At 70.8% G+C, this 19,672-nt stretch carries 14 protein-coding genes; 8 read left to right on the forward strand and 6 right to left on the reverse strand.

Annotated features, from left to right (window positions below):
• Window positions 1-10: 10 nt before the first annotated feature.
• From MQN93_RS30060 to uvrC, 5 genes are all read right to left on the reverse strand, one after another.
• Window positions 11-2,965, reverse strand: coding sequence for a M14 family metallopeptidase (locus tag MQN93_RS30060; protein WP_242712010.1), 2,955 nt, complete (start codon window positions 2,963-2,965; stop codon window positions 11-13).
• Between the two features lie 177 nt (window positions 2,966-3,142).
• Window positions 3,143-4,132, reverse strand: coding sequence for a DNA-binding protein WhiA (gene whiA, locus MQN93_RS30065; protein ID WP_016436109.1), 990 nt, complete (start codon window positions 4,130-4,132; stop codon window positions 3,143-3,145).
• Window positions 4,123-5,190: a gluconeogenesis factor YvcK family protein gene (locus tag MQN93_RS30070; RefSeq protein WP_242712011.1), complete on the reverse strand. Its 1,068-nt coding sequence runs from the start codon at window positions 5,188-5,190 to the stop codon at window positions 4,123-4,125. Before MQN93_RS30070 ends, whiA begins: the two co-directional genes overlap by 10 nt.
• A complete protein-coding gene (rapZ, locus tag MQN93_RS30075; RefSeq protein WP_242712012.1) occupies window positions 5,187-6,146 on the reverse strand; it encodes an RNase adapter RapZ in 960 nt (319 codons plus the stop codon). The genes MQN93_RS30070 and rapZ overlap by 4 nt, the downstream gene beginning before the upstream one ends.
• Window positions 6,143-8,173 (reverse strand): excinuclease ABC subunit UvrC, encoded by a 2,031-nt coding sequence (gene uvrC, locus MQN93_RS30080; protein WP_242712013.1) that lies wholly within the window; start codon window positions 8,171-8,173, stop codon window positions 6,143-6,145. The genes rapZ and uvrC overlap by 4 nt, the downstream gene beginning before the upstream one ends.
• A 285-nt stretch (window positions 8,174-8,458) precedes the next feature.
• Here uvrC and MQN93_RS30085 point away from each other — a divergent pair, with 285 nt between their 5' ends.
• The 3 genes from MQN93_RS30085 to MQN93_RS30095 all read left to right on the forward strand — a co-directional run bounded on the left by MQN93_RS30085 (window position 8,459) and on the right by MQN93_RS30095 (window position 11,538).
• Window positions 8,459-9,415: a hypothetical protein gene (locus MQN93_RS30085; RefSeq protein ID WP_016436105.1), complete on the forward strand. Its 957-nt coding sequence runs from the start codon at window positions 8,459-8,461 to the stop codon at window positions 9,413-9,415.
• Between the two features lie 168 nt (window positions 9,416-9,583).
• Complete coding sequence (locus MQN93_RS30090; protein ID WP_242712014.1) at window positions 9,584-10,630, forward strand: LacI family DNA-binding transcriptional regulator; 1,047 nt, start codon at window positions 9,584-9,586, stop codon at window positions 10,628-10,630.
• Window positions 10,627-11,538 (forward strand): carbohydrate kinase family protein, encoded by a 912-nt coding sequence (locus MQN93_RS30095; protein ID WP_242712015.1) that lies wholly within the window; start codon window positions 10,627-10,629, stop codon window positions 11,536-11,538. Before MQN93_RS30090 ends, MQN93_RS30095 begins: the two co-directional genes overlap by 4 nt.
• A gap of 82 nt (window positions 11,539-11,620) precedes the next feature.
• On the opposite strand, the gene uvrA is transcribed toward MQN93_RS30095, so the two are convergent.
• The gene (uvrA, locus tag MQN93_RS30100; RefSeq protein ID WP_242712016.1) at window positions 11,621-14,650 is read right to left on the reverse strand and encodes an excinuclease ABC subunit UvrA; all 3,030 of its coding nucleotides are present in this window, start codon (window positions 14,648-14,650) and stop codon (window positions 11,621-11,623) included.
• 223 nt (window positions 14,651-14,873) lie between these two features.
• On the opposite strand from uvrA, the gene MQN93_RS30105 reads away from it, so the two are divergent.
• The 5 genes from MQN93_RS30105 to MQN93_RS30125 all read left to right on the forward strand — a co-directional run bounded on the left by MQN93_RS30105 (window position 14,874) and on the right by MQN93_RS30125 (window position 19,662).
• A complete protein-coding gene (locus tag MQN93_RS30105) occupies window positions 14,874-15,560 on the forward strand; it encodes a maleylpyruvate isomerase family mycothiol-dependent enzyme (protein ID WP_242712017.1) in 687 nt (228 codons plus the stop codon).
• A 76-nt stretch (window positions 15,561-15,636) separates the two neighbouring features.
• The gene (locus MQN93_RS30110) at window positions 15,637-16,293 is read left to right on the forward strand and encodes an MBL fold metallo-hydrolase (protein WP_242712018.1); all 657 of its coding nucleotides are present in this window, start codon (window positions 15,637-15,639) and stop codon (window positions 16,291-16,293) included.
• Window positions 16,294-17,114: 821 nt separating this feature from the next.
• Window positions 17,115-17,999, forward strand: coding sequence for an ABC transporter substrate-binding protein (locus MQN93_RS30115; protein ID WP_242712067.1), 885 nt, complete (start codon window positions 17,115-17,117; stop codon window positions 17,997-17,999).
• Window positions 17,996-18,913, forward strand: a complete 918-nt coding sequence (locus MQN93_RS30120; RefSeq protein WP_242712019.1) for an amino acid ABC transporter permease — start codon at window positions 17,996-17,998, stop codon at window positions 18,911-18,913. Before MQN93_RS30115 ends, MQN93_RS30120 begins: the two co-directional genes overlap by 4 nt.
• Entirely contained in the window at window positions 18,910-19,662 is a 753-nt protein-coding gene (locus MQN93_RS30125; RefSeq protein WP_242712020.1) for an amino acid ABC transporter ATP-binding protein, read from the forward strand. Before MQN93_RS30120 ends, MQN93_RS30125 begins: the two co-directional genes overlap by 4 nt.
• Window positions 19,663-19,672 lie beyond the last annotated feature (10 nt).

Raw genomic sequence — 19,672 nt, forward strand, 5'->3', positions numbered from 1 at the left:
ACCAGGAAGTTCACCCTTTGAGGGCTGCAAGCGCCTTCCTCAAGAGGGCGTTGCGGTCGGCCGCCGCCGTGACGTGCTCCAGGCCGAAGCCCAGCAGCACGGTCCGGTCGGTGGTGACGGCGCCGTACGTCTGGAACAGCGCCCCGGTGCGCGCCCAGTCCTTCAGGGCGGCCGGGCTGCCCGCGGGCGGTCCGGGCACGCTCCAGGGGCCGAGCGAGGTCTCGAAGCCCTCGGTCTGCGTCGCCGTGCCGTTCAGGACGAGCGAGGCCTCGTCGGCCAGGACGCCGTGTCCGCCGCTGCCCGGGTCGGTGACGTAGGTGATCGAGACCTCCACGGACTTGCCGGCGTAGGCGCTGAGGTCGTAGCCGACCTGTTGCCAGCCGTTGGAGGCGCCGGTGAGGCTGTTCCAGGTGCCGCTGGTGCCGATCGGGGTGCAGCCGCTCGGGGTGAAGGTGAGGTAGTGCTTCAGCCACGGGTGCTCGTTCACCAGGAAGCCCGCCTCGCACTCGGTCGGTACGGCAGTGCTGCTCGCGCCGCCCGCCTCGGGCAGCGTCGTCCAGTCGTCGGCGCCCGTGACATGGGCCTCGACGATCACATGGTCGTAGCCGGGCTCGGTGTCCCACAGCAGCCGGCTGCGCAGGGTGGGCCGGTCGGCGGCCGTGACACCGGTGAGGTCGACGGTGCGGCTGAGGCGCTTGTACGAGTCGTCGGTGTGCACCGCGGCCGCCATGAAGGAACCGGCGTACGGCCCGTACGGGTTGACGGCCCCGGCGAACCGGCCCGCTCCCGCGCTCGCGAACTGCGGGTAGGTGTCGACGGGCAGTTCCTCGGAGGTGACGCCATAGGTGCCCGCCCGGTCGAGCGGGTTGCCGGGCGCGGCGCCGAGGGGACCACCGGCGCCCGCGAGTTTGCCGGAGCCGGTGAAGCCCGTGGCCCCGGGGGTCGACGTACGCGAATAGGCACCCAGGTAGTACTGGCTGAAGTCGTTCGACAGGGTGCCGCCGCCGAGGTCGACGTTGCCGCCGGCCTGTTCGCCCGCCTCGATCAGCTTGCCGCCCTCGTTGAGGTAGGCACGCAGCTGGAGCTGGGTGGCGTTGCCGGGCACGCCCGCGCCCGTGTAGTGCACGACGGTCCGGAAGTGGTCGAGGACGCCGAGCGCGTCGGGTGCGCCCTGGGTGGCGACGTCCCAGACGATCGCCCTGCGGCCGTTGGCCTTCAGCGCGTCCACGTACGTCTGCGCCTGCGTGGCGGCCGCGCCCTCCTCGGCGACGACGAGCGTGTCGGCCCGGGGCCGCTCGGCGACGGTGTAGGTGAAGTGCTCGCTGGAGACCTTCTTCCCGCCCCTGGTCCTGCCGTTGAACCACACGTCGACCCTGTCGCCCGGGTCGGCGTCCTCGACCTCGGCCCGGTACTCGTCGAAGTGCAGGTTGTCCTCGCCGCCGTAGGTCTCGCCGCCCTTCCAGGACCTGAGCGTCCTGTCCTCGGTACGGCCGCCGTTGACGCGGTACTTGAGCTCCTTGTCGCGTATCGCCTTGCGTACGACGACGGAGACCTCCTGGTCGGCGCCGCGCGCGTACGAGGTGGAGAACGTCGCCGGGGTGAAGTCGGCGGCGCTCAGGCCGAGCGACGACGACGCGGTGTCGGGGTGCGGGGCGGTCTCGGCGACCGACAGCGCGAAGGGGATGTTCTTCTCGAACTCCCCCTGGATCAGCTTCTCGTCGTCCGGGAAGGTGAAGACGGACCGGCAGTCGGCCGCGTTCCACTGGTCGTCCGGATCGGCGTTCGAGGCGCTCTGGCAGGTCGACATCTCGGGGGTGAACATCGACATGCCGTTGACGTTGCTCGCGTGGCCGTCCGCCTCGCCGTTGGTGGTGTACAGCTCCGAGGAGACCTGCGGACGGTAGCCGGGGATCGCGGAGTTGTCCGGGGTGCCGGCCAGCGCCTTGTAGACCACGTCGTCCGGCGTGGGCGTGGCGACCTGCCAGCCGACGCCGTAGAGCAGGAGTTCGGCGGCGGAGTGGTAGTTGATGCCGTAGCTGAAGCCGATGCGCTTCTCGAGCCGGTCGATCGCCCTGGTCTCGGGCTCGGAGCCGGGGCTCGCGCCGCGGTAGGTCTCGCTGGTGGGGTTGGGGGACGAACCCTCGTCGTCGTAGCCCCACTTGTAGGCGAAGTTGCGGTTGAGGTCGACGCCGTCGCCGGTCGAGATGACGCCGTCGCCGTTGACGTCCCGCAGGTTCTTGCGCCACAGGCGGGTGTCGGAGCTCTGGAAGGTGTAGTCGTAGCCGTCGGGGTTGGCCGAGAGCACGAACCACAGTTCGGTGGAGTCGACGATCTTCCGGATGCGCTTGTCGGTCTTGTAGTGGTCCAGGTAGTAGTGCATCAGCCGCCGGGTCATCTCCGGCGTGATCCACTCGCGCGCGTGCTGGTTGGACATGTAGAGGACGGCGGGCCTGGAGCCGTCCTTGGACTTCTTCGCGCCCTTGGTCATCTTGAGCGCGAGGATGTCCTGGCCGTTCAGCGTCCTGCCGATGGAGACGACCTTGGTGAGGCCGGGGTTCTGCTGCCCGGTCCGGACGATCTCCTCCTTGAGGCCCCCGCTTCCGCTGTACGGGCGGAACACGCCCTGGGCGGCGTCCTCGGTGCGCGACTCGGCCTTTGCCGAGAGCGTGTGCTCGGTGAGGTCGACGCCCTGCTTGCGGAGCTTTGCGGCCTGCTCGCCGGTGAGTTGGACCTCGACGGAGGCGGTGCCCTTGCCGGGGACCTTCTCGCCGAGTTCGTGGGCGTCCTGTCCGGCCGCCAGCAGCAGGGGTACCTGCTGGGCCGTGACATCGGCGCGGTAGACGTGGATGTCGTCGGAACCGGAAGCCTGTTGGCTCCCGTTCTGCGCCTGGGCGATGGGTGCGAGGCTCGCTCCGCCGATCAGGAGCGCGCCGACAGCGAGGATCGATCTCGCTCTGTGTCTCATGAACCCCCCTAGCAGTTGATCACCACAGCAGCGAACTCTTGCCAGGCTCATGACAGTTCATGATCGAGTCAAGAGCGGCTCAAGGACAGGAAAACGCCGGTGCCCGCGCCCTCAAGTGGGCGCCGGCACCGGCGAGTTGAACGATCTTCGGTTACGGACCGCCGAGCGGGTCCCCGGTCAGCCGACGAGGCCGTCGGCCATCTCCTCGGTGAGGCTGGACTCCGTACCCGGAATGCCGAGGTCCGAGGCGCGCTTGTCGGCCATCGCGAGGAGCCTGCGGATACGGCCGGCCACGGCGTCCTTCGTCAGCGGCGGGTCGGCGAGCGCGCCCAACTCCTCCAGCGAGGCCTGCTTGTGCTCCATGCGCAGCCGGCCCGCGGCCGCGAGGTGCTCGGGCACCTCGTCGGCGAGGATCTCCAGCGCGCGCTGCACACGGGCGCCGGCGGCCACGGCCGCGCGCGCGGAGCGACGCAGGTTGGCGTCGTCGAAGTTGGCGAGACGGTTCGCCGTCGCGCGGACCTCCCGGCGCATCCGGCGCTCCTCCCATGCCAGCACCGACTCGTGCGCACCGAGCCGGGTGAGCAGGGCACCGATCGCGTCGCCGTCGCGGACGACCACGCGGTCCACGCCGCGCACCTCGCGCGCCTTCGCGGCGATCGACAGCCGGCGGGCGGCGCCGACCAGGGCGAGCGCGGCCTCGGGGCCCGGGCAGGTCACCTCCAGGGAGGAGGAGCGGCCGGGCTCGGTGAGCGAGCCGTGGGCCAGGAAGGCACCGCGCCAGGCCGCCTCCGCGTCGCAGGTGGCCCCCGAGACCACCTGCGGCGGCAGACCGCGGATCGGGCGGCCCCGGCCGTCCACCAGGCCCGTCTGCCGGGCCAGCTGGTCACCGCCGGCGACGACCCGGACCACGTAGCGCGAACCGCGGCGCAGTCCGCCCGGGGCCATCACGATCAGTTCGGAGCTGTGGCCGAAGATCTCCAGAATGTCCCGCTTCAGGCGTCGCGCCGCCATCGCGGTGTCCAGCTCCGCCTCGATCACGATGCGCCCGCTGACCAGGTGGAGGCCGCCGGCGAACCGCAGAATGGCGGAGACCTCCGCCTTTCTGCAGCAGGTACGGGTGACGGGGAGCCGGGAGATCTCGTCCTTCACCGCTGCCGTCATCGCCATGGGCCGATCCTTCCATGCATCCGAAAAATACGGTCGTACGCGGCGGCCAGCAGCTCCGGGTCGTGCCGCGGAGTTCCGTCCCTCCGGGCCACCGGCGCCAGCTCGACCGCTGCCCCGAGCCGCTTGGCCGCCTCGGTGAGGTCCTCGCGGTCGGGCACGGCAGCCTCGTCGGCCAGCACCACGTCCAGGGCGAGTTTAGGGGCGTGTCGTCCCAAAACCTCCAAATGACGCTGCGGGGAGAAGCCTTCGGTTTCTCCGGGCTGCGGGGCGAGGTTCAGTGAGAGCACCCGGCGCGCCTTCGTCCCCATGAGCGCGTCCAGCAGGTCGGGCACCAGCAGATGGGGGATGACCGAGGAGAACCAGGAACCCGGGCCGAGGACGACCCAGTCGGCGTCCAGGACCGCCTCGACGGCCTCGGGAACGGCCGGCGGATCGTGCGGCACGAGATGCACCGACTGCACCTCGCCGGGTGTGAGCGCCACGGTCGCCTGGCCGCGCACCAGGTCGGTCTCCTCGGGGCGGTCCGGGTCGTGCCCCCTGACCAGGGCCTGCAGCTCCAGGGGCACTGCGGACATGGGCAGCACACGTCCGTGCGCCCCCAGAAGCCGGCCGACCAGGTCGAGCGCCTGAACGTGATCGCCGAGCTGCTCCCACAGGGCGACGATCAGCAGATTGCCGACCGCGTGTTCGTGCAGGTCGCCCTGGGACTGGAAGCGGTGCTGGATGACGCGGGCCCAGGTCTGGCCCCAGTCGTCGTCGCCGCACAGCGCGGCCAGCGCCTTGCGCAGATCGCCGGGCGGCAGCACGCCCAGCTCGTCGCGCAGCCGCCCGCTGGAGCCGCCGTCGTCGGCGACGGTGACGACGGCGGTGAGGTCGCCGGTGATCCGGCGCAGCGCGGCGAGCGAGGCGGACAGGCCCATGCCGCCGCCGAGCGCGACGACCTTGGGCTGTGCGCCGCGGCGCCGCGGCCGGGCGCCGCGGGCCTCGACGGGCCGGCCGGTGCGCGCCTCGGGCGCCACGCGGCGCAGCCGGCTCAGCCGCGGTGAACGCTGCGTCATTCGCGTCCCATGTCCCGGTGCACGACCACCGTCTCCACGCCCTCGGCCGCAAGGCGCGCGGCGAGCTTCTCCGACATGGCCACCGAGCGGTGCTTGCCGCCCGTGCAGCCGATGGCGATGGTCACGTACCGCTTGCCCTCGCGGCGGTAGCCCGCCGCGATCAGTCTGAGCAGCTCGGCGTAGCGGTCGAGGAACTCCTTGGCGCCGGGCTGGTTGAAGACGTAGGCCGACACCTCTTCGTTGAGACCGGTGAAGGGGCGCAGCTCCGGGACCCAGTGCGGGTTGGGCAGGAAGCGCATGTCCGCGACCAGGTCGGCGTCGACCGGAAGGCCGTACTTGAAGCCGAAGGACATGACCGTGGCCCGCAGCTCGGGCTCCTCCTCGCCGGCGAACTGGGCGTCCATCTTGGCGCGCAACTCGTGCACGTTCAGGCTGGAGGTGTCGATCACCAGGTCGGCGTCGCCGCGCAGCTCGCGCAGCAGCTCGCGCTCGGCGGCGATGCCGTCGACGATGCGGCCGTCGCCCTGCAGGGGGTGCGGGCGGCGCACCGACTCGAAGCGGCGCACCAGGGCGTCGTCGGAGGACTCCAGGAAGACGATCCGGCGGGTGACGCGGCGGCTGTCGAGGTCGGCGAGGGACTCGCGGAGGTTGTCGAAAAAGCGCCGGCCGCGGACGTCCACGACCACCGCGATCCGCGCCACATTGCCCTGCGAGCGTGCGCCGAGCTCCACCATGGTGGGGATCAGCGCGGGCGGCAGGTTGTCCACGACGAACCAGCCGAGGTCCTCCAGGCACTTGGCGGCCGTGGACCGGCCCGCTCCGGACATACCGGAGATGATCACCAGCTCGGGGATGGCCGCGTCGGGGACCGGGACCGCATCGCCGCTCGCGCCCGTACTCACCTGTGCTCCGTCCGTGCCCTGGGGCTGTTGCCCGTCCTGATTGTTCACCTTCATGTCTCCTGCCCCCGTCGTTCGTCCGGGGCGCCCGTCGTCACGGGCTCCCCACTGGAACCCATGGTGCCGGGTTCCTCCTCCATGATCTCTCCAGTCGCCGTGTTCACGGCGGGTGCGGCCGGGGCCGCCTGGGCCAGGGCCACGGCGATCGTCTCGGCCGTCTTGCGGCCTATGCCGGGCACCTCGCAGATCTGGTCGATGGTGGCGGATCGCAGTTTCTTCAACGAGCCGAAGTGCTTCAGCAGTGCCTGCTTACGGGTCTCCCCGAGGCCGGGCAGGTCGTCCAGGGGGCTCGAGCGGAAGCGCTTGGCCCGCTTGGTGCGCTGGTAGGTGATCGCGAAGCGGTGGGCCTCGTCACGCACGCGCTGCAGCAGATACAGGCCCTCGCTGGTGCGGGGCAGGACGACCGGGTCCTCGTCGTCCGGCAGCCACACCTCCTCCAGGCGCTTGGCCAGGCCGCACACCGCCACGTCGTCGATCCCGAGGCCGTCCAGGGCCTTCTTGGCCGCCGCGACCTGGGGCCGGCCGCCGTCGACGACGACCAGCTGGGGCGGGTAGGCGAACTTCTTGGGGCGGCCGTCCTCCTCGGTGAGCGCGTCCTGGCCCTCGGACCACTCGCCCGTCTTCTCCTTCTCGGCGAGATAGCGCCGGAAGCGGCGGGTGATCACCTCGTGCATGGAGCGGACGTCGTCCTGGCCCTCGAAGCCCTTGATCTGGAAGCGGCGGTACTCGCTCTTGCGCTGCAGGCCGTCCTCGAAGACGACCATCGAGGCCACGACGTCGTCGCCCTGCAGATGCGAGATGTCGTAGCACTCGATCCTGAGCGGGGCGCTGTCGAGGTCGAGCGCCTCGGCGATCTCCTCGAGCGCGCGCGAGCGCGTGGTGAGGTCGGAGGCGCGCTTGGTCTTGTGCAGCGCGAGCGCCTGCTGGGCGTTGCGCTCCACCGTCTCCATCAGGGCCTTCTTGTCGCCGCGCTGCGGGATGCGCAGCGAGACGTTCGACCCGCGGCGGTCGGCGAGCCATTCCTGGACGGGCAGGGCCGGGTCGGGCAGGGCCGGGACGAGGACCTCCTTGGGGACGGAGTCGCCCTTCTCCTCGCCGTAGAGCTGCTGCAGGGCGTGCTCGACGAGGGCGCCGGTGGTGATCTCCTCGACCTTGTCGGTGACCCAGCCGCGCTGGCCGCGCACGCGTCCGCCGCGTACGTGGAAGATCTGGACGGCCGCCTCCAGCTCGTCCTCGGCGACGGCGATCAGGTCGGCGTCGGTCGCGTCGGCGAGCACGACCGCGTTCTTCTCCATTGCCTTCTTCAGGGCCCCGATGTCGTCGCGCAGCCGGGCCGCCCGCTCGTACTCCATCTCCTCGGCCGCCTCGGTCATCCGCTGCTCCAGGCGGCGGATGTACGTCCCCGTGCGGCCGGCCATGAAGTCGCAGAACTCCTCGGCCAGTTCGCGGTGCTCGTCCTCCGAGACCCGGCCGACGCAGGGCGCGGAGCACTTGCCGATGTAGCCGAGCAGGCAGGGGCGGCCGGTGCGCGCGGCGTTCTTGAAGACGCCGGCCGAGCAGGTGCGCACCGGGAAGACGCGCAGGAGCAGGTCGACGGTGTCACGGATGGCCCACGCGTGGCTGTACGGCCCGAAATAGCGCACGCCCTTGCGCTTGTGGCCGCGCATCACCTGCACGCGCGGGAACTCCTCGTTCATCGTCACCGCGAGGTACGGGTAGCTCTTGTCGTCGCGGTACTTGACGTTGAACCGGGGGTCGAACTCCTTGATCCAGGAGTACTCCAGCTGCAGGGCCTCGACTTCGGTGGACACCACCGTCCATTCCACGGAGGCGGCCGTGGTGACCATGGTGCGGGTGCGGGGGTGGAGGTTCGTCAGGTCCTGGAAGTAGTTCGCCAGTCGCTGGCGCAGGCTTTTTGCCTTTCCGACGTAGATCACCCGGCGGTGCTCGTCACGGAACCTGTACACCCCTGGGGAGTCCGGGATCTCACCCGGCCGGGGGCGGTAGCTGGAGGGATCGGCCATGTCTCACACCCTACTGGCGAGGGCCGACAGTGCGCCGAGCCTGTGGACAACGCCGGAGCGCACACCCGTCCAGGGCGATCGATCGGGTCTCGGCCAGGAGTACGTCGCGGTTGGGTTTCAGGTGTTGTCGGGACTAGGTCAACACGCTTCAATGCGTGGGAACTCGGGGCCGTGAAGGACGGCGTACGGATGTGAAGACTCTCCGGCGCCGGCGGGGTGGCCCCGCGAACAAGCGCAGAACCCGGCCCGACCAGCCGTAGTGAGCATTCACAGAAAGGCCCCTGCATGCCGCACGCCACACAGCACGCGGACGTCGCCGCCGTCGCCACCGCGGAACTGGACTCGGCCCTGCGGGGCGGCCCCTTCCACGTGGCGCTGCGTGCCGCGATCGCCGCCCGCGGACTGCCGCTGCAGCGCGTGCAGCACCATCTGTCCCGCCACGGGGTCAAGGTCGGTGTCACCAGCCTGAGTTACTGGCAGCAGGGTGCCCGGCGCCCGCAGCGCCCCGAGTCCCTGCGGGCCGTACGGGCACTGGAGGAGATCCTGCAGCTGCCGGAGGAGTCCCTGATCCGGCTGCTCGCCGAGCCCGACGAGAGCTCCTCCGCGCAGCGGGCCGCGGGCCGCTCCTACCGCTCTCTGGTGGAGGCCTCGGGCGTCCTGCAGCAGCTGCTGGCCGACCTCGGCTCGTCGCTCGACGGCGGGCTGCACACCCTGGGCCACCACGAGCTGGTGCGGATCGGCGCGCACCGCGAACTGGCGGGCCGCGAGTCGCACCACATCGTGCGCGCCCACAAGGACGGCATCGACCGCTTCGTCGCCGTCCACCACGGCGACCCGGGGTGCGCGCCGGAGCACATGCAGGTGCACGCCCTGGAGAACTGCCGCACGGGCCGCATACGCGTGCACCACGAGACGGGCGTGCTCGTCGCCGAGCTGCTCTTCGACACCCGTCTGCGGGCCGGTGACACCTTCCTCTTCCGCTACGGCATCGAGGACGGCACCGCCGGTGTGTCGCGCGAGTACGTCCGCGGCTTCGGGCCGGCCGGCGGGCAGTACGCGCTCCAGGTGCGCTTCGACGCGCTCGCCCTGCCGTCCCGCTGCCACCGTTTCTCCCAGCACTCACCGGCGGCCCCGCGCAGCGGTCGCCAGGAGCTGCGCCTGAGCGACCGCCACCACTCGGTCCACCTCGTGGAACCGCGGGTGCGGACGGGGGTCGTGGGGATCGGGTGGGACTGGGAGTGAGCTGCGGCTGACGCCGAAGGCCGTCTGCGGCTTGTGCCGCCTGTGTCGTTGCTTGTGCGGCCTGTGTCGTGAGGCACATGTGCGGCGAGGACGTAAACGCTTGCGCAAGCGTTTACGTCTGCGCCCGAATGGGATACCGTCCTGCGAAACGCAGGGAAGGGGAGCGCGATGGCCACGATGGCCGACGTCGCCCGCAGCGCCGGGGTTTCGGTGGCGACCGTCTCGCACGTCCTGAACGACACCCGGCCGGTGCTCCCCCACACCCGCCAGGCGGTCCTGGATGCCATCGACCGGCTCGGCTACACCCCGAACACCCTGGCCCGCTCCCTGGTGACCTCGCGTACGCAGTCCATCGGCCTGGCGGTGTCGGCGATCAGCAATCCGTACTTCACCGAGATCCTCCAGGGCGTCGAGGCGGCCGCCCTGGAACACGGCTACAGCCTGCTCATCGCCGACCCGCACGACGACCCCGAGCACGAGCGCAAGGTCGTCCAGCTGCTGCACGAACGCCGGGTCGACGGCATGATCGTCGCCCCCTCCGCGAGCCCCGGAGAACTCGTCGCCTACCTCCACCGGCACCAGGTGCCGGCCGTCCTCCTCGACCGGCTCCTCGACGCCCCGGCCGACGGCCCGTGCTTCGACCAGGTCTGCGCCGAGAACGCCGAACCGACCGCCCGTCTGGTCCGCCATCTCGCCGAACTGGGCCACCGCCGGATCGGCCTGGTCGCCGGTCTGCCCGGATACAGCACCACCCGCGAACGCATTTCCGGATACCGCCACGGTCTCGCCGCCTCGGGGCTCCCCTACTACGAGCACCTGGTGGCGCACGGCGACTCGTCGTCCGCGGGCGCCGAACACGCCACCGCGACGCTGCTGTCCCTGCCCGCGCCGCCCACCGCGCTCGTCACCGCCAACAACGCGATGACCATCGGCGCCCTGCACGCCCTGCGGGAACGCGGTCCGTCGGTGCCCGGCGACATCGCCCTGTGCTGTTTCGACGACTTCGCCTGGGCGGACCTGTTCTCGCCCCGCCTCACCGCCGTCGCCCAGCCCAGCCGGGAGATCGGTGCCCGGGCGGTGCGGGTGCTGCTGGACCGCCTCGCCGAGCCGGACCGCCCCGCACGCACCGTGCGGCTCCCGTGCACCTTCGTCCACCGCACCTCGTGCGGCTGCCCCGAACCGTCCGCGCAGTTGGAGAAAGGAACCGTCTCGTGATCGTCGTCGCCGGTGAGGCCCTGATCGACCTGGTACCGCAGGGCCCGGGCGCCCTCGCGGGCCTCAAGCCGGCGCTCGGCGGCGGCCCGTACAACACGGCCGTCGCCCTCGGCCGCCTCGGCTCCCCCAGCGCCTTCTGCTCCCGGACGTCGTACGACGCCTTCGGTGAGGCGCTGCTCGGCAATCTGCGGGCGACGGGGGTCGACGTCTCGGCCGTACAGCGCGGACATGAGCCGACCACCCTGGCGGTGGCCACGCTCGACGTGAACGGCTCGGCCGCCTTCTCGTTCTACGTCGAGGGCACCGCCGACCGGCTGTTCGCGGCCCCCGACGCTCTCCCCGCCGGGACGCGCGCCGTCTCCTTCGGCACCTGCTCGCTCGTCCTGGAGCCGGGGGCGACGGCCTACGAGACGATGATGCGGACCGCCGCCTCCCAGGGCGTCTTCACCGCGCTCGACCCCAACATCCGCACGAGTCTGATCCACGACGCGGACGCCTACCGGGACCGCTTCCGCAGCTGGCTGCCCTCGGTGACGCTGCTCAAGCTCTCGGAGGAGGACGCCGACTGGCTGGGCGGCTCCCCGCGCGAGTGGCTGGCCGCGGGGCCCACGGCGGTGGTGATCACCCATGGCGGCGACGGGCTCTCCGTCGCCGCCCGGGGCGGAGCCGAATACTCCGTGCCGGGCGAGAAGGTCGACGTCGTCGACACCATCGGCGCCGGCGACACCGTGAACGCCGCCCTGCTCCACGGCCTGTCGGCCCAGGACGCCCTGTCCGCGGACGGACTCGCCTCGCTGGGCGCCGACGGCTGGACCCGGCTGCTGCGGTTCGCGGCCCGCGCGGCGGCGATCACCTGCTCACGCGCGGGCGCGGAGCCGCCGTACGCCTCGGAAGTGGGCGAGGTGTAGCGGACGGGGTGGCGGCGGAGCTGCAACGGGCGGCGCCCCGCGGGAAGTTGTCCCGCGGGGCGCCGCCCGTTGCCCGTGCCGGTCAGGCCTTGCGTGCCCGCGTCGCCTTCTTCGCGGGTGCCGCCTTCTTCGTGGACCCGGCCGCCTTCTTGGTGGCCGTGTTGTTGGCGGCCTTCGCCGTCGCCGTCTTCTTCGGCGCCGACCTGGCCGCGACCGTCTTCTTCGCCGCCGGCTTGCGCGGTGCCTTCACCGAGGCCCCGTCGCTGATCCGGTCGGCGCCGAGGATCTCCCGCAGGAACTTGCCGGTGTGGCTCGCCGGGATCCCGGCGACCTCCTCGGGGGTGCCCTCCGCGACGACGAGTCCGCCGCCCGCGCCGCCCTCGGGGCCCATGTCGACGACCCAGTCGGCGGTCTTGATGACATCGAGGTTGTGCTCGATGACGATCACCGTGTTGCCCTTGTCGACCAGGCCCGACAGGACCTTCAGCAGCTTGCTGATGTCCTCGAAGTGCAGACCGGTGGTCGGCTCGTCGAGGACGTAGACCGTGCGGCCGGTGGAGCGCTTCTGCAGCTCGCTGGCGAGCTTGACCCGCTGGGCCTCACCGCCGGACAGGGTGGTCGCGGCCTGGCCGAGGCGGACGTAGCCGAGACCGACGTCGTTGAGCGTCTTGAGGTGGCGGTTGATCGCCGGGACGGCCTCGAAGAAGTCCATGGCCTCCTCGATCGGCATGCTCAGGACCTCGGAGATGGACTTGCCCTTGTAGTGGACCTCCAGGGTCTCCCGGTTGTACCGGGCGCCGTGGCAGACCTCGCACGGGACGTAGACGTCCGGGAGGAAGTTCATCTCGATCTTGATCGTGCCGTCGCCCGCGCAGTTCTCGCAGCGGCCGCCCTTGACGTTGAAGGAGAAGCGGCCCGGCAGGTAGCCGCGGACCTTCGCCTCGGTGGTCTCGGCGAAGAGCTTGCGGACGTGGTCGAAGACGCCGGTGTACGTCGCCGGGTTGGAGCGCGGGGTGCGGCCGATGGGCGACTGGTCGACGTGCACGACCTTGTCCACGAGGTCGTCGCCGTCCACGCGCGTGTGCCGTCCGGGAACGCTGCGGGCGCCGTTGAGCTCGCGGGCCAGGTGCGTGTACAGGATGTCGTTGACCAGCGTCGACTTGCCGGAGCCGGACACGCCCGTGACCGCCGTGAAGACACCGAGCGGGAAGGATACGTCGATGTCCTGGAGGTTGTTCTCCCGGGCGCCGTGCACCGTGAGTCGGCGTGACGGGTCCTGCGGGCGGCGGATGTCGGGCAGCGGGATCGACTTCTTGCCCGCCAGATACTGACCGGTCTGCGACTCGTCGTTGGCGAGCAGCTCCTTGAGGGAGCCGCTGTGCACGACCTTGCCGCCGTGCTCTCCGGCGCCGGGGCCGATGTCGACGACCCAGTCGGCGACCTTGATGGTGTCCTCGTCGTGCTCGACGACGATGAGTGTGTTGCCCATGTCGCGCAGCCGGACCAGGGTCTCGATCAGCCGGTGGTTGTCGCGCTGGTGCAGGCCGATGGACGGCTCGTCGAGGACGTAGAGCACGCCGACGAGGCCGGAGCCGATCTGGGTGGCCAGGCGGATGCGCTGGGCCTCGCCGCCGGAGAGGGTGCCCGCGGCGCGGTTGAGCGAGAGGTAGTCCAGGCCGACGTCGACCAGGAACTTCAGCCGCTCGTTGACCTCCTTCAGCACACGCTCGGCGATCTTCTTGTCGCGGGCGCTCAGCTTCAGCTCGCCCAGGAAGTCCGCGCAGTCGCTGATGGACATCGCGGAGACCTCGGCGATGGACTTCCCCATGACGGTGACCGCGAGGACGATCGGCTTCAGGCGCGTGCCCTCACAGGTGGGGCAGGGCACCTCGCGCATATAGCCCTCGAAGCGCTCGCGGCTGGCGTCGCTCTCGGCCTCGCTGTGCCGGCGCTTGACGAAGGGGACGGCTCCCTCGAAGGGCGTCGTGTACACCCGCTCGCGTCCGTACCGGTTGCGGTAGCGGACTTCGATCTGTGTCTTGTGGCCGTGCAGCAGGGCCTTCTTCGCCCGCTGGGGCAGGCCCGCGAAGGGGATGTCCGTCCTGAATCCCAGCGCGTCCGCGAGGGCGCCGATCAGGCGGCCGAAGTAGTCCTTGGTGTGCCCGTGCGACCAGGGGTGGATGGCGCCCTCGTCGAGGGACTTGTCCTCGTCCGGGACGATCAGCTCCGGGTCGACCTCCATGCGCGTGCCGATGCCGGTGCAGTCGGGGCAGGCGCCGAAGGGCGAGTTGAAGGAGAAGGAGCGGGGCTCCAGCTCCTCGAAGGACAGGTCGTCGTACGGGCAGTACAGATGCTCCGAGTACATGCGCTCGCGCTCGGGGTCGTCCTCGGGGAGGTCGACGAAGTCGAGCACGACCATGCCGCCGGAGAGCCCGAGGGCGGTCTCCACTGAGTCGGTGAGGCGGCGCTTCGCGGAGTCCTTGACCGTGAGGCGGTCGATGACCACCTCGATGGTGTGCTTCTCCTGCTTCTTCAGTGTGGGCGGGCTGGAGAGCTGGATCGTCTCCCCGTCCACACGCGCGCGGGAGTAGCCCTTGGTCTGGAGGTCGGCGAAGAGGTCGACGAACTCTCCCTTGCGCTCGCGCACCAGCGGCGACAGCACCTGGAAGCGGCTCCCCTCCGGCAGCTCCAGGACCTTGTCGACGATGGCCTGCGGCGACTGGCGCGAGATCGGACGGCCGCACTCGGGGCAGTGCGGCTTGCCGATGCGCGCGAACAGCAGACGCAGATAGTCGTAGACCTCGGTGATGGTGCCGACCGTGGAGCGCGGGTTGCGCGAGGTCGACTTCTGGTCGATGGAGACCGCCGGGGACAGACCCTCGATGAAGTCGACGTCCGGCTTGTCCATCTGGCCGAGGAACTGGCGCGCGTACGAGGAGAGCGATTCCACGTAGCGACGCTGGCCCTCGGCGAAGATCGTGTCGAAGGCCAGGGAGGACTTGCCCGACCCGGACAGGCCCGTGAAGACGATGAGCGAGTCGCGGGGCAGGTCGAGCGAGACATTCTTCAGGTTGTGCTCACGCGCGCCACGGACGATGAGACGGTCGGCCACAGCCGGTCCGCACCTTTCTTGAGAGAAGTGACAGGGGCAGGGCCCCGTGCTTCTTCAGACTAGGGGGAGCCACTGACAACGCCGGTCGGATTCCGGGTTGCATAACAATCCCCGGCCATCCAGCATGCCCGACGCCACGTGCGACCATATAGCACGCGCATTCGATTTACGGCACTGCTTCACCACCTTCACCCAAAGGTGTGGCGAAGCTAGGGTCAGCAGCATGATTGATCACGGTCATGACCTGGCGTCTGTACGAGACGCGACCGACCGGCTGCTCACCGCAGCCGCCAAACTGGACAACGCCGGGGTGACGCAACCGTCACGGTTGCCCGGCTGGAGCCGCGGCCACGTCCTCGCCCACCTCGCCCGCAACGCGGACGCTCTGGTGAACGTCCTCGAGGGCCGTCCCATGTACTCCTCCGCCGAGGCCCGCGACGCCGACATCGAGCGGGACGCCCCGCGCCCCCTCGACGTCCAGCTCACCGACCTGCGCGAGAGCACGGCCCGCTTCCTTCGGACGGGGGCCGCCCCTGCGGACTGGTCGCGCACGGTAGAGCTGCGCAACGGCGTCACGGACTCGGCGTCCCGGGTGCCCTTCCGGCGCTGGATCGAGGTGGAACTGCACCATGTCGACCTCGGCATCGGCTACGAGCTGGAGGACATGCCGGCGCAGTTCACGGAGCGGGAGATCGACTTCCTCGCCCGGCGCTTCTCCGGCAACCCCAATGTGGCGGCGGCGCGGCTGACGGACGGCACGCACGCGTGGCGTACCGGCCGCGAGACGACCGAGCCGGAGATCTCCGTGACGGGTCCGGCGCCCGAGCTGCTCGGCTGGCTGGCCGGGCGCCGCGACGGGTCCGGGCTGACCGTGCGGGGCGGCTCCCTGCCGACGCTGCCCCCGTTGTGACCGCGCTCCCGCCGTCGTGACCGCGCTGTCCACAGCCGGGGATGCGGGCGCACTCCCCGGCTATAGGCTGACCGCCATGACGTACAGCGGACAGGTGACGGTCGGCGGCCCGGCGGACGTGCACGAGCTCAAGGACCTGATGATCACCAAGATCGCGGTCGGCCCGATGGACAACAACGCCTATCTGCTGCGGTGCCGGGCCACCGATGAGCAGTTGCTGATCGACGCGGCGAACGACGCGGACACGCTGCTCGGCATGATCGGTGACGACGGCATCGCCTCCGTCGTCACCACGCATCAGCACGGCGACCACTGGCAGGCGCTCGCGCAGGTCGTCGCGGCCACCGGCGCCCGCACCTTCGCGGGCCGCGACGACGCTGCCGGCATCCCCGTCCCCACGGACGTCCTCGTCGACGACGGCGACACCGTCCGGGTGGGCCAGGTGGAGCTCACCGCGCGCCACCTGGTCGGGCACACACCGGGCTCGATCGCCCTGGTCTATGACGACCCGCACGGCCATCCCCATGTCTTCACGGGCGACTGCCTCTTCCCTGGCGGTGTCGGCAACACCCGTAAGGACCCGAAGGCGTTCGCGAGTCTCATCCACGACGTCGAGACGAAGATCTTCGCCGTGCTCCCGGACGAGACCTGGGTCTACCCGGGCCACGGCAACGACACGACCCTGGGCGCAGAGCGACCGCATCTGCCGGAGTGGCACGCGCGGGGGTGGTGAATCGCGGGCCGCGGGGGGTGGGGGATCGCGGGCGCGCGGGGCGGCGGATCGCGGGCGCGCAGGGCGGTGAGCCACACTCGCGGGGCGGTGAGCCGCGGGCGCGCAGGGCGGCGGATCGCGACCGCGCGGGGTGGCAAATCGCGGGCGCGCAGGGCGGTGAACCCCGGCCGCGAGGCGGCGAACAGCGGCCCCGCAAGGCGGCAAACCCCAGCCGCGAGGCGGCGAACCGCGGCAGCGCAGGGCGGTGAACCCCGGCCGCGAGGCGGCGAACAGCGGCCCCGCAAGATGGCAAACCCCAGCCGCGAGGCGGCGAACCGCGGCAGCGGGGCAGTGAGCCGCGGGCGAGCACGGCGGTGAACCACAGCCGCGGGGCGGCGAACCGCGGGCGCGCATAGTGATGAACCCCAGCCACGAGGCGGCGAACCGCGGCCCTGCAGGGTGGCAAACCCCAGCCGCGCACGGCGATGAACCCCAACCACGCGGAAGGTGAACCCCCGCCGGGCCCGGCAGGTGGCCCTCGGCCGCAGGGGCGCGCGTACGCAGCGTGCGCGCCCCGTGTGAACGGTTCACACGCGCCGGTGCCATGTGCACGCTCCCGGCGCCCCCTGCCGGGCAGTCAACTGGAAGCAGCCCCGCACAGGATGACGGCTCCTGTGCGGTACGGGCCGCCGGTCTTTCAATCCCCGCCCTCGACCGGCGGCCCCGGCGCTTTTCCGGACCAGTTCCTGCCCGTTCACACGACCGCAACACCTGCTCCCACGATGCGGACAGTTCCCGTTATGACCTCGACAGACGAGATGCGGGACTGCCAATCTCGCGCCATGCATCTCGCTCCCCACATACTGCGCCGCGCCGTCGCCGCGGCCACCGTCGCCCTGCTCGCCACGGCCGTCGGCTGTGCTCCGGAGCCGGAGGAGAAGGCGGCAGGCACACCGTCGGGTTCGGCCGAAAAGGCGTGCCCCCAGGGCAAGTTGGCGACGAAGACCTCGGGCAGGCTCACGATCGCCACGGACGAGCCCGCGTACGAGCCCTGGTTCAAGGACGACAAGCCCGCCAACGGCAAGGGCTTCGAGTCGGCTGTCGCCTACGCCGTCGCCAAGCAGCTCGGGTACACCAGGAGCGCCGTCGTCTGGCAGAGCGTGCCCTTCAACAAGGCCTTCGCGCCCGGGGAGAAGACCTTCGACTTCGACATCAACCAGGTGTCGATCAGCGCCGAGCGCAAGAAGGCCGTGGACTTCTCCTCCGGCTACTACGACGTCCGCCAGGCCGTCATCGCGCTGAAGGACTCCAAGGCCGCGAAGGCGACGGGCATCGCGGACCTCAAAGGACTCAAGCTGGGCGCCCAGGTCGGCACGACCAGCCTCGACTACATCACCGACGTGGTGCAGCCGAAGCAGCAGGCCGCGGTCTACGCCAAGAACGACCAGGCCAAGTCCGCGCTGAAGAACGGTCAGGTGGACGCCATCGTGGTCGACCTGCCGACCGCCTTCTACATCACCTCCGCCGAGGTGACCGACGCCAGGATCGTCGGGCAGTTCGAGAACCAGGGCCCTGCGCCCGAGCAGTTCGGGCTCGTGCTCGACAAGGGCAGCGCGCTCACCCGCTGCGTGACGGGCGCCGTGGACGCCCTGCGCAAGGACGGCACGCTGGCCGGCATCGAGAAGCAGTGGCTCTCCGACGCCGTCGACGCCCCGGTGCTCAAGTGACGGTCACCGAGGAGGAGTCGGGCGAGGAGCCGGGGAAGGACCCCGGCAGGGACGGCGGGCACGGCGACGCGTACGTCCCGTCCCAGCGCCGGCTGGAACGCGAACGCTACAAACGCGCGCGTGCCCGCCGCGCGACGGCGATCGCGGCAGCGTCGACCCTCGTGACGGGCGTCGTCCTCTATCTGATCGTCGTCAACGCGCCGGGCTGGCCGCGCACCAAGGAGACGTTCTTCAACTGGCAGTACGCGCGCGAGGCGTTCCCCAAGGTCCTCGAAGGGCTGTGGCTGAACGTCCGGCTGCTGCTGATCTGCGGCGCGGCGGTCCTCGTGCTCGGCATGCTGATCGCGATCGCACGCACCCTGCGCGGCCCCGTGTTCTTCCCGCTGAGGGTGCTGGCCGCCGCCTACACCGACTTCTTCCGCGGACTGCCGCTGATCATCAACCTGATGATCGTGGTCCTGGGAGTGCCCGCGCTGCGACTGCAGGGCGTGACCGTCGACCCGGTGCTCCTCGGCGGCACGGCACTCACGCTCACGTATTCGGCGTACGTGGCCGAGGTGTTCCGCGCCGGGATCGAGTCCGTGCACCCCTCGCAACGCGCGGCCGCCCGCTCGCTCGGCCTCACCAACCGGCAGGCGCTGCGTCACGTCGTCCTGCCGCAGGCCGTGCGCCGCCAGGTGCCGCCGCTGCTCAACGACCTGGTGTCGCTGCAGAAGGACACCGGCCTGGTGTCCATCGGCGGTGCCGTCGACGCCGTACGGGCCGCCGACATCATCGTGGGCCGCAGCCTCAACTACACGCCGTACATCGTCGCGGGGCTCGTCTTCGTGGCGCTGACCATCCCGATGACCCGCTTCACGGACTGGGTGACGGCACGGATGGACCGCCGACGGGCCCAGGGAGGATCGATATGAGCGACGCGCCCGTGCTGCGCATGGAGTCCGTCCGCAAGACCTTCGGCGGCTCGGTCGTCCTGCGGGACGTCGGCCTCGAGGTCGCCCCGCACACGGTGACCGCGCTGATCGGCGCGTCCGGCTCCGGCAAGTCGACGCTGCTGCGGTGCGCCAACCTCCTGGAGGAGATCGACGACGGCGCGATCTGGCTGGACGGCGAGGAGATCACCGATCCGCGCGTGGACCAGGACGCGGTACGGCGCCGTATCGGCGTGGTCTTCCAGGCGTACAACCTCTTTCCGCACATGACGGTCCTGGACAACATCACCCTCGCCCCGCGCCGTGTGCACGGCGTCGCCCGCGCGGAGGCCGAGCAGCGCGCCCATGAGCTTCTGGAGCGGCTCGGGCTCGGCGGCAGGGCGGGCGAGTACCCGGACCGGCTGAGCGGCGGCCAGCAGCAACGGGTGGCGATCGTCCGTGCGTTGGCGGTACGGCCCCGGCTGCTGTTGCTCGACGAGATCACCGCCGCCCTCGACCCCGAACTCGTCGGTGAGGTCCTCGCCGTCGTCCGGGACCTCAAGGACGACGGCATGACGATGGTGCTGGCCACGCACGAGATGGGCTTCGCGCGGGACGTCGCCGACCAGGTTTGCTTTCTGGACTCAGGGGTGGTCCTGGAGCGCGGGACCGCCGAGCAGGTCTTCGGCGATCCCCAGCAGGAACGCACACGGCAATTCCTGCGGCGCATCGTGGACGCGGGACGACTTTAAGGGGCGGACT

The organism is Streptomyces spinosisporus (assembly GCF_022698145.1).
Classification (GTDB): Bacteria; Actinomycetota; Actinomycetes; order Streptomycetales; family Streptomycetaceae; genus Streptomyces; species Streptomyces spinosisporus.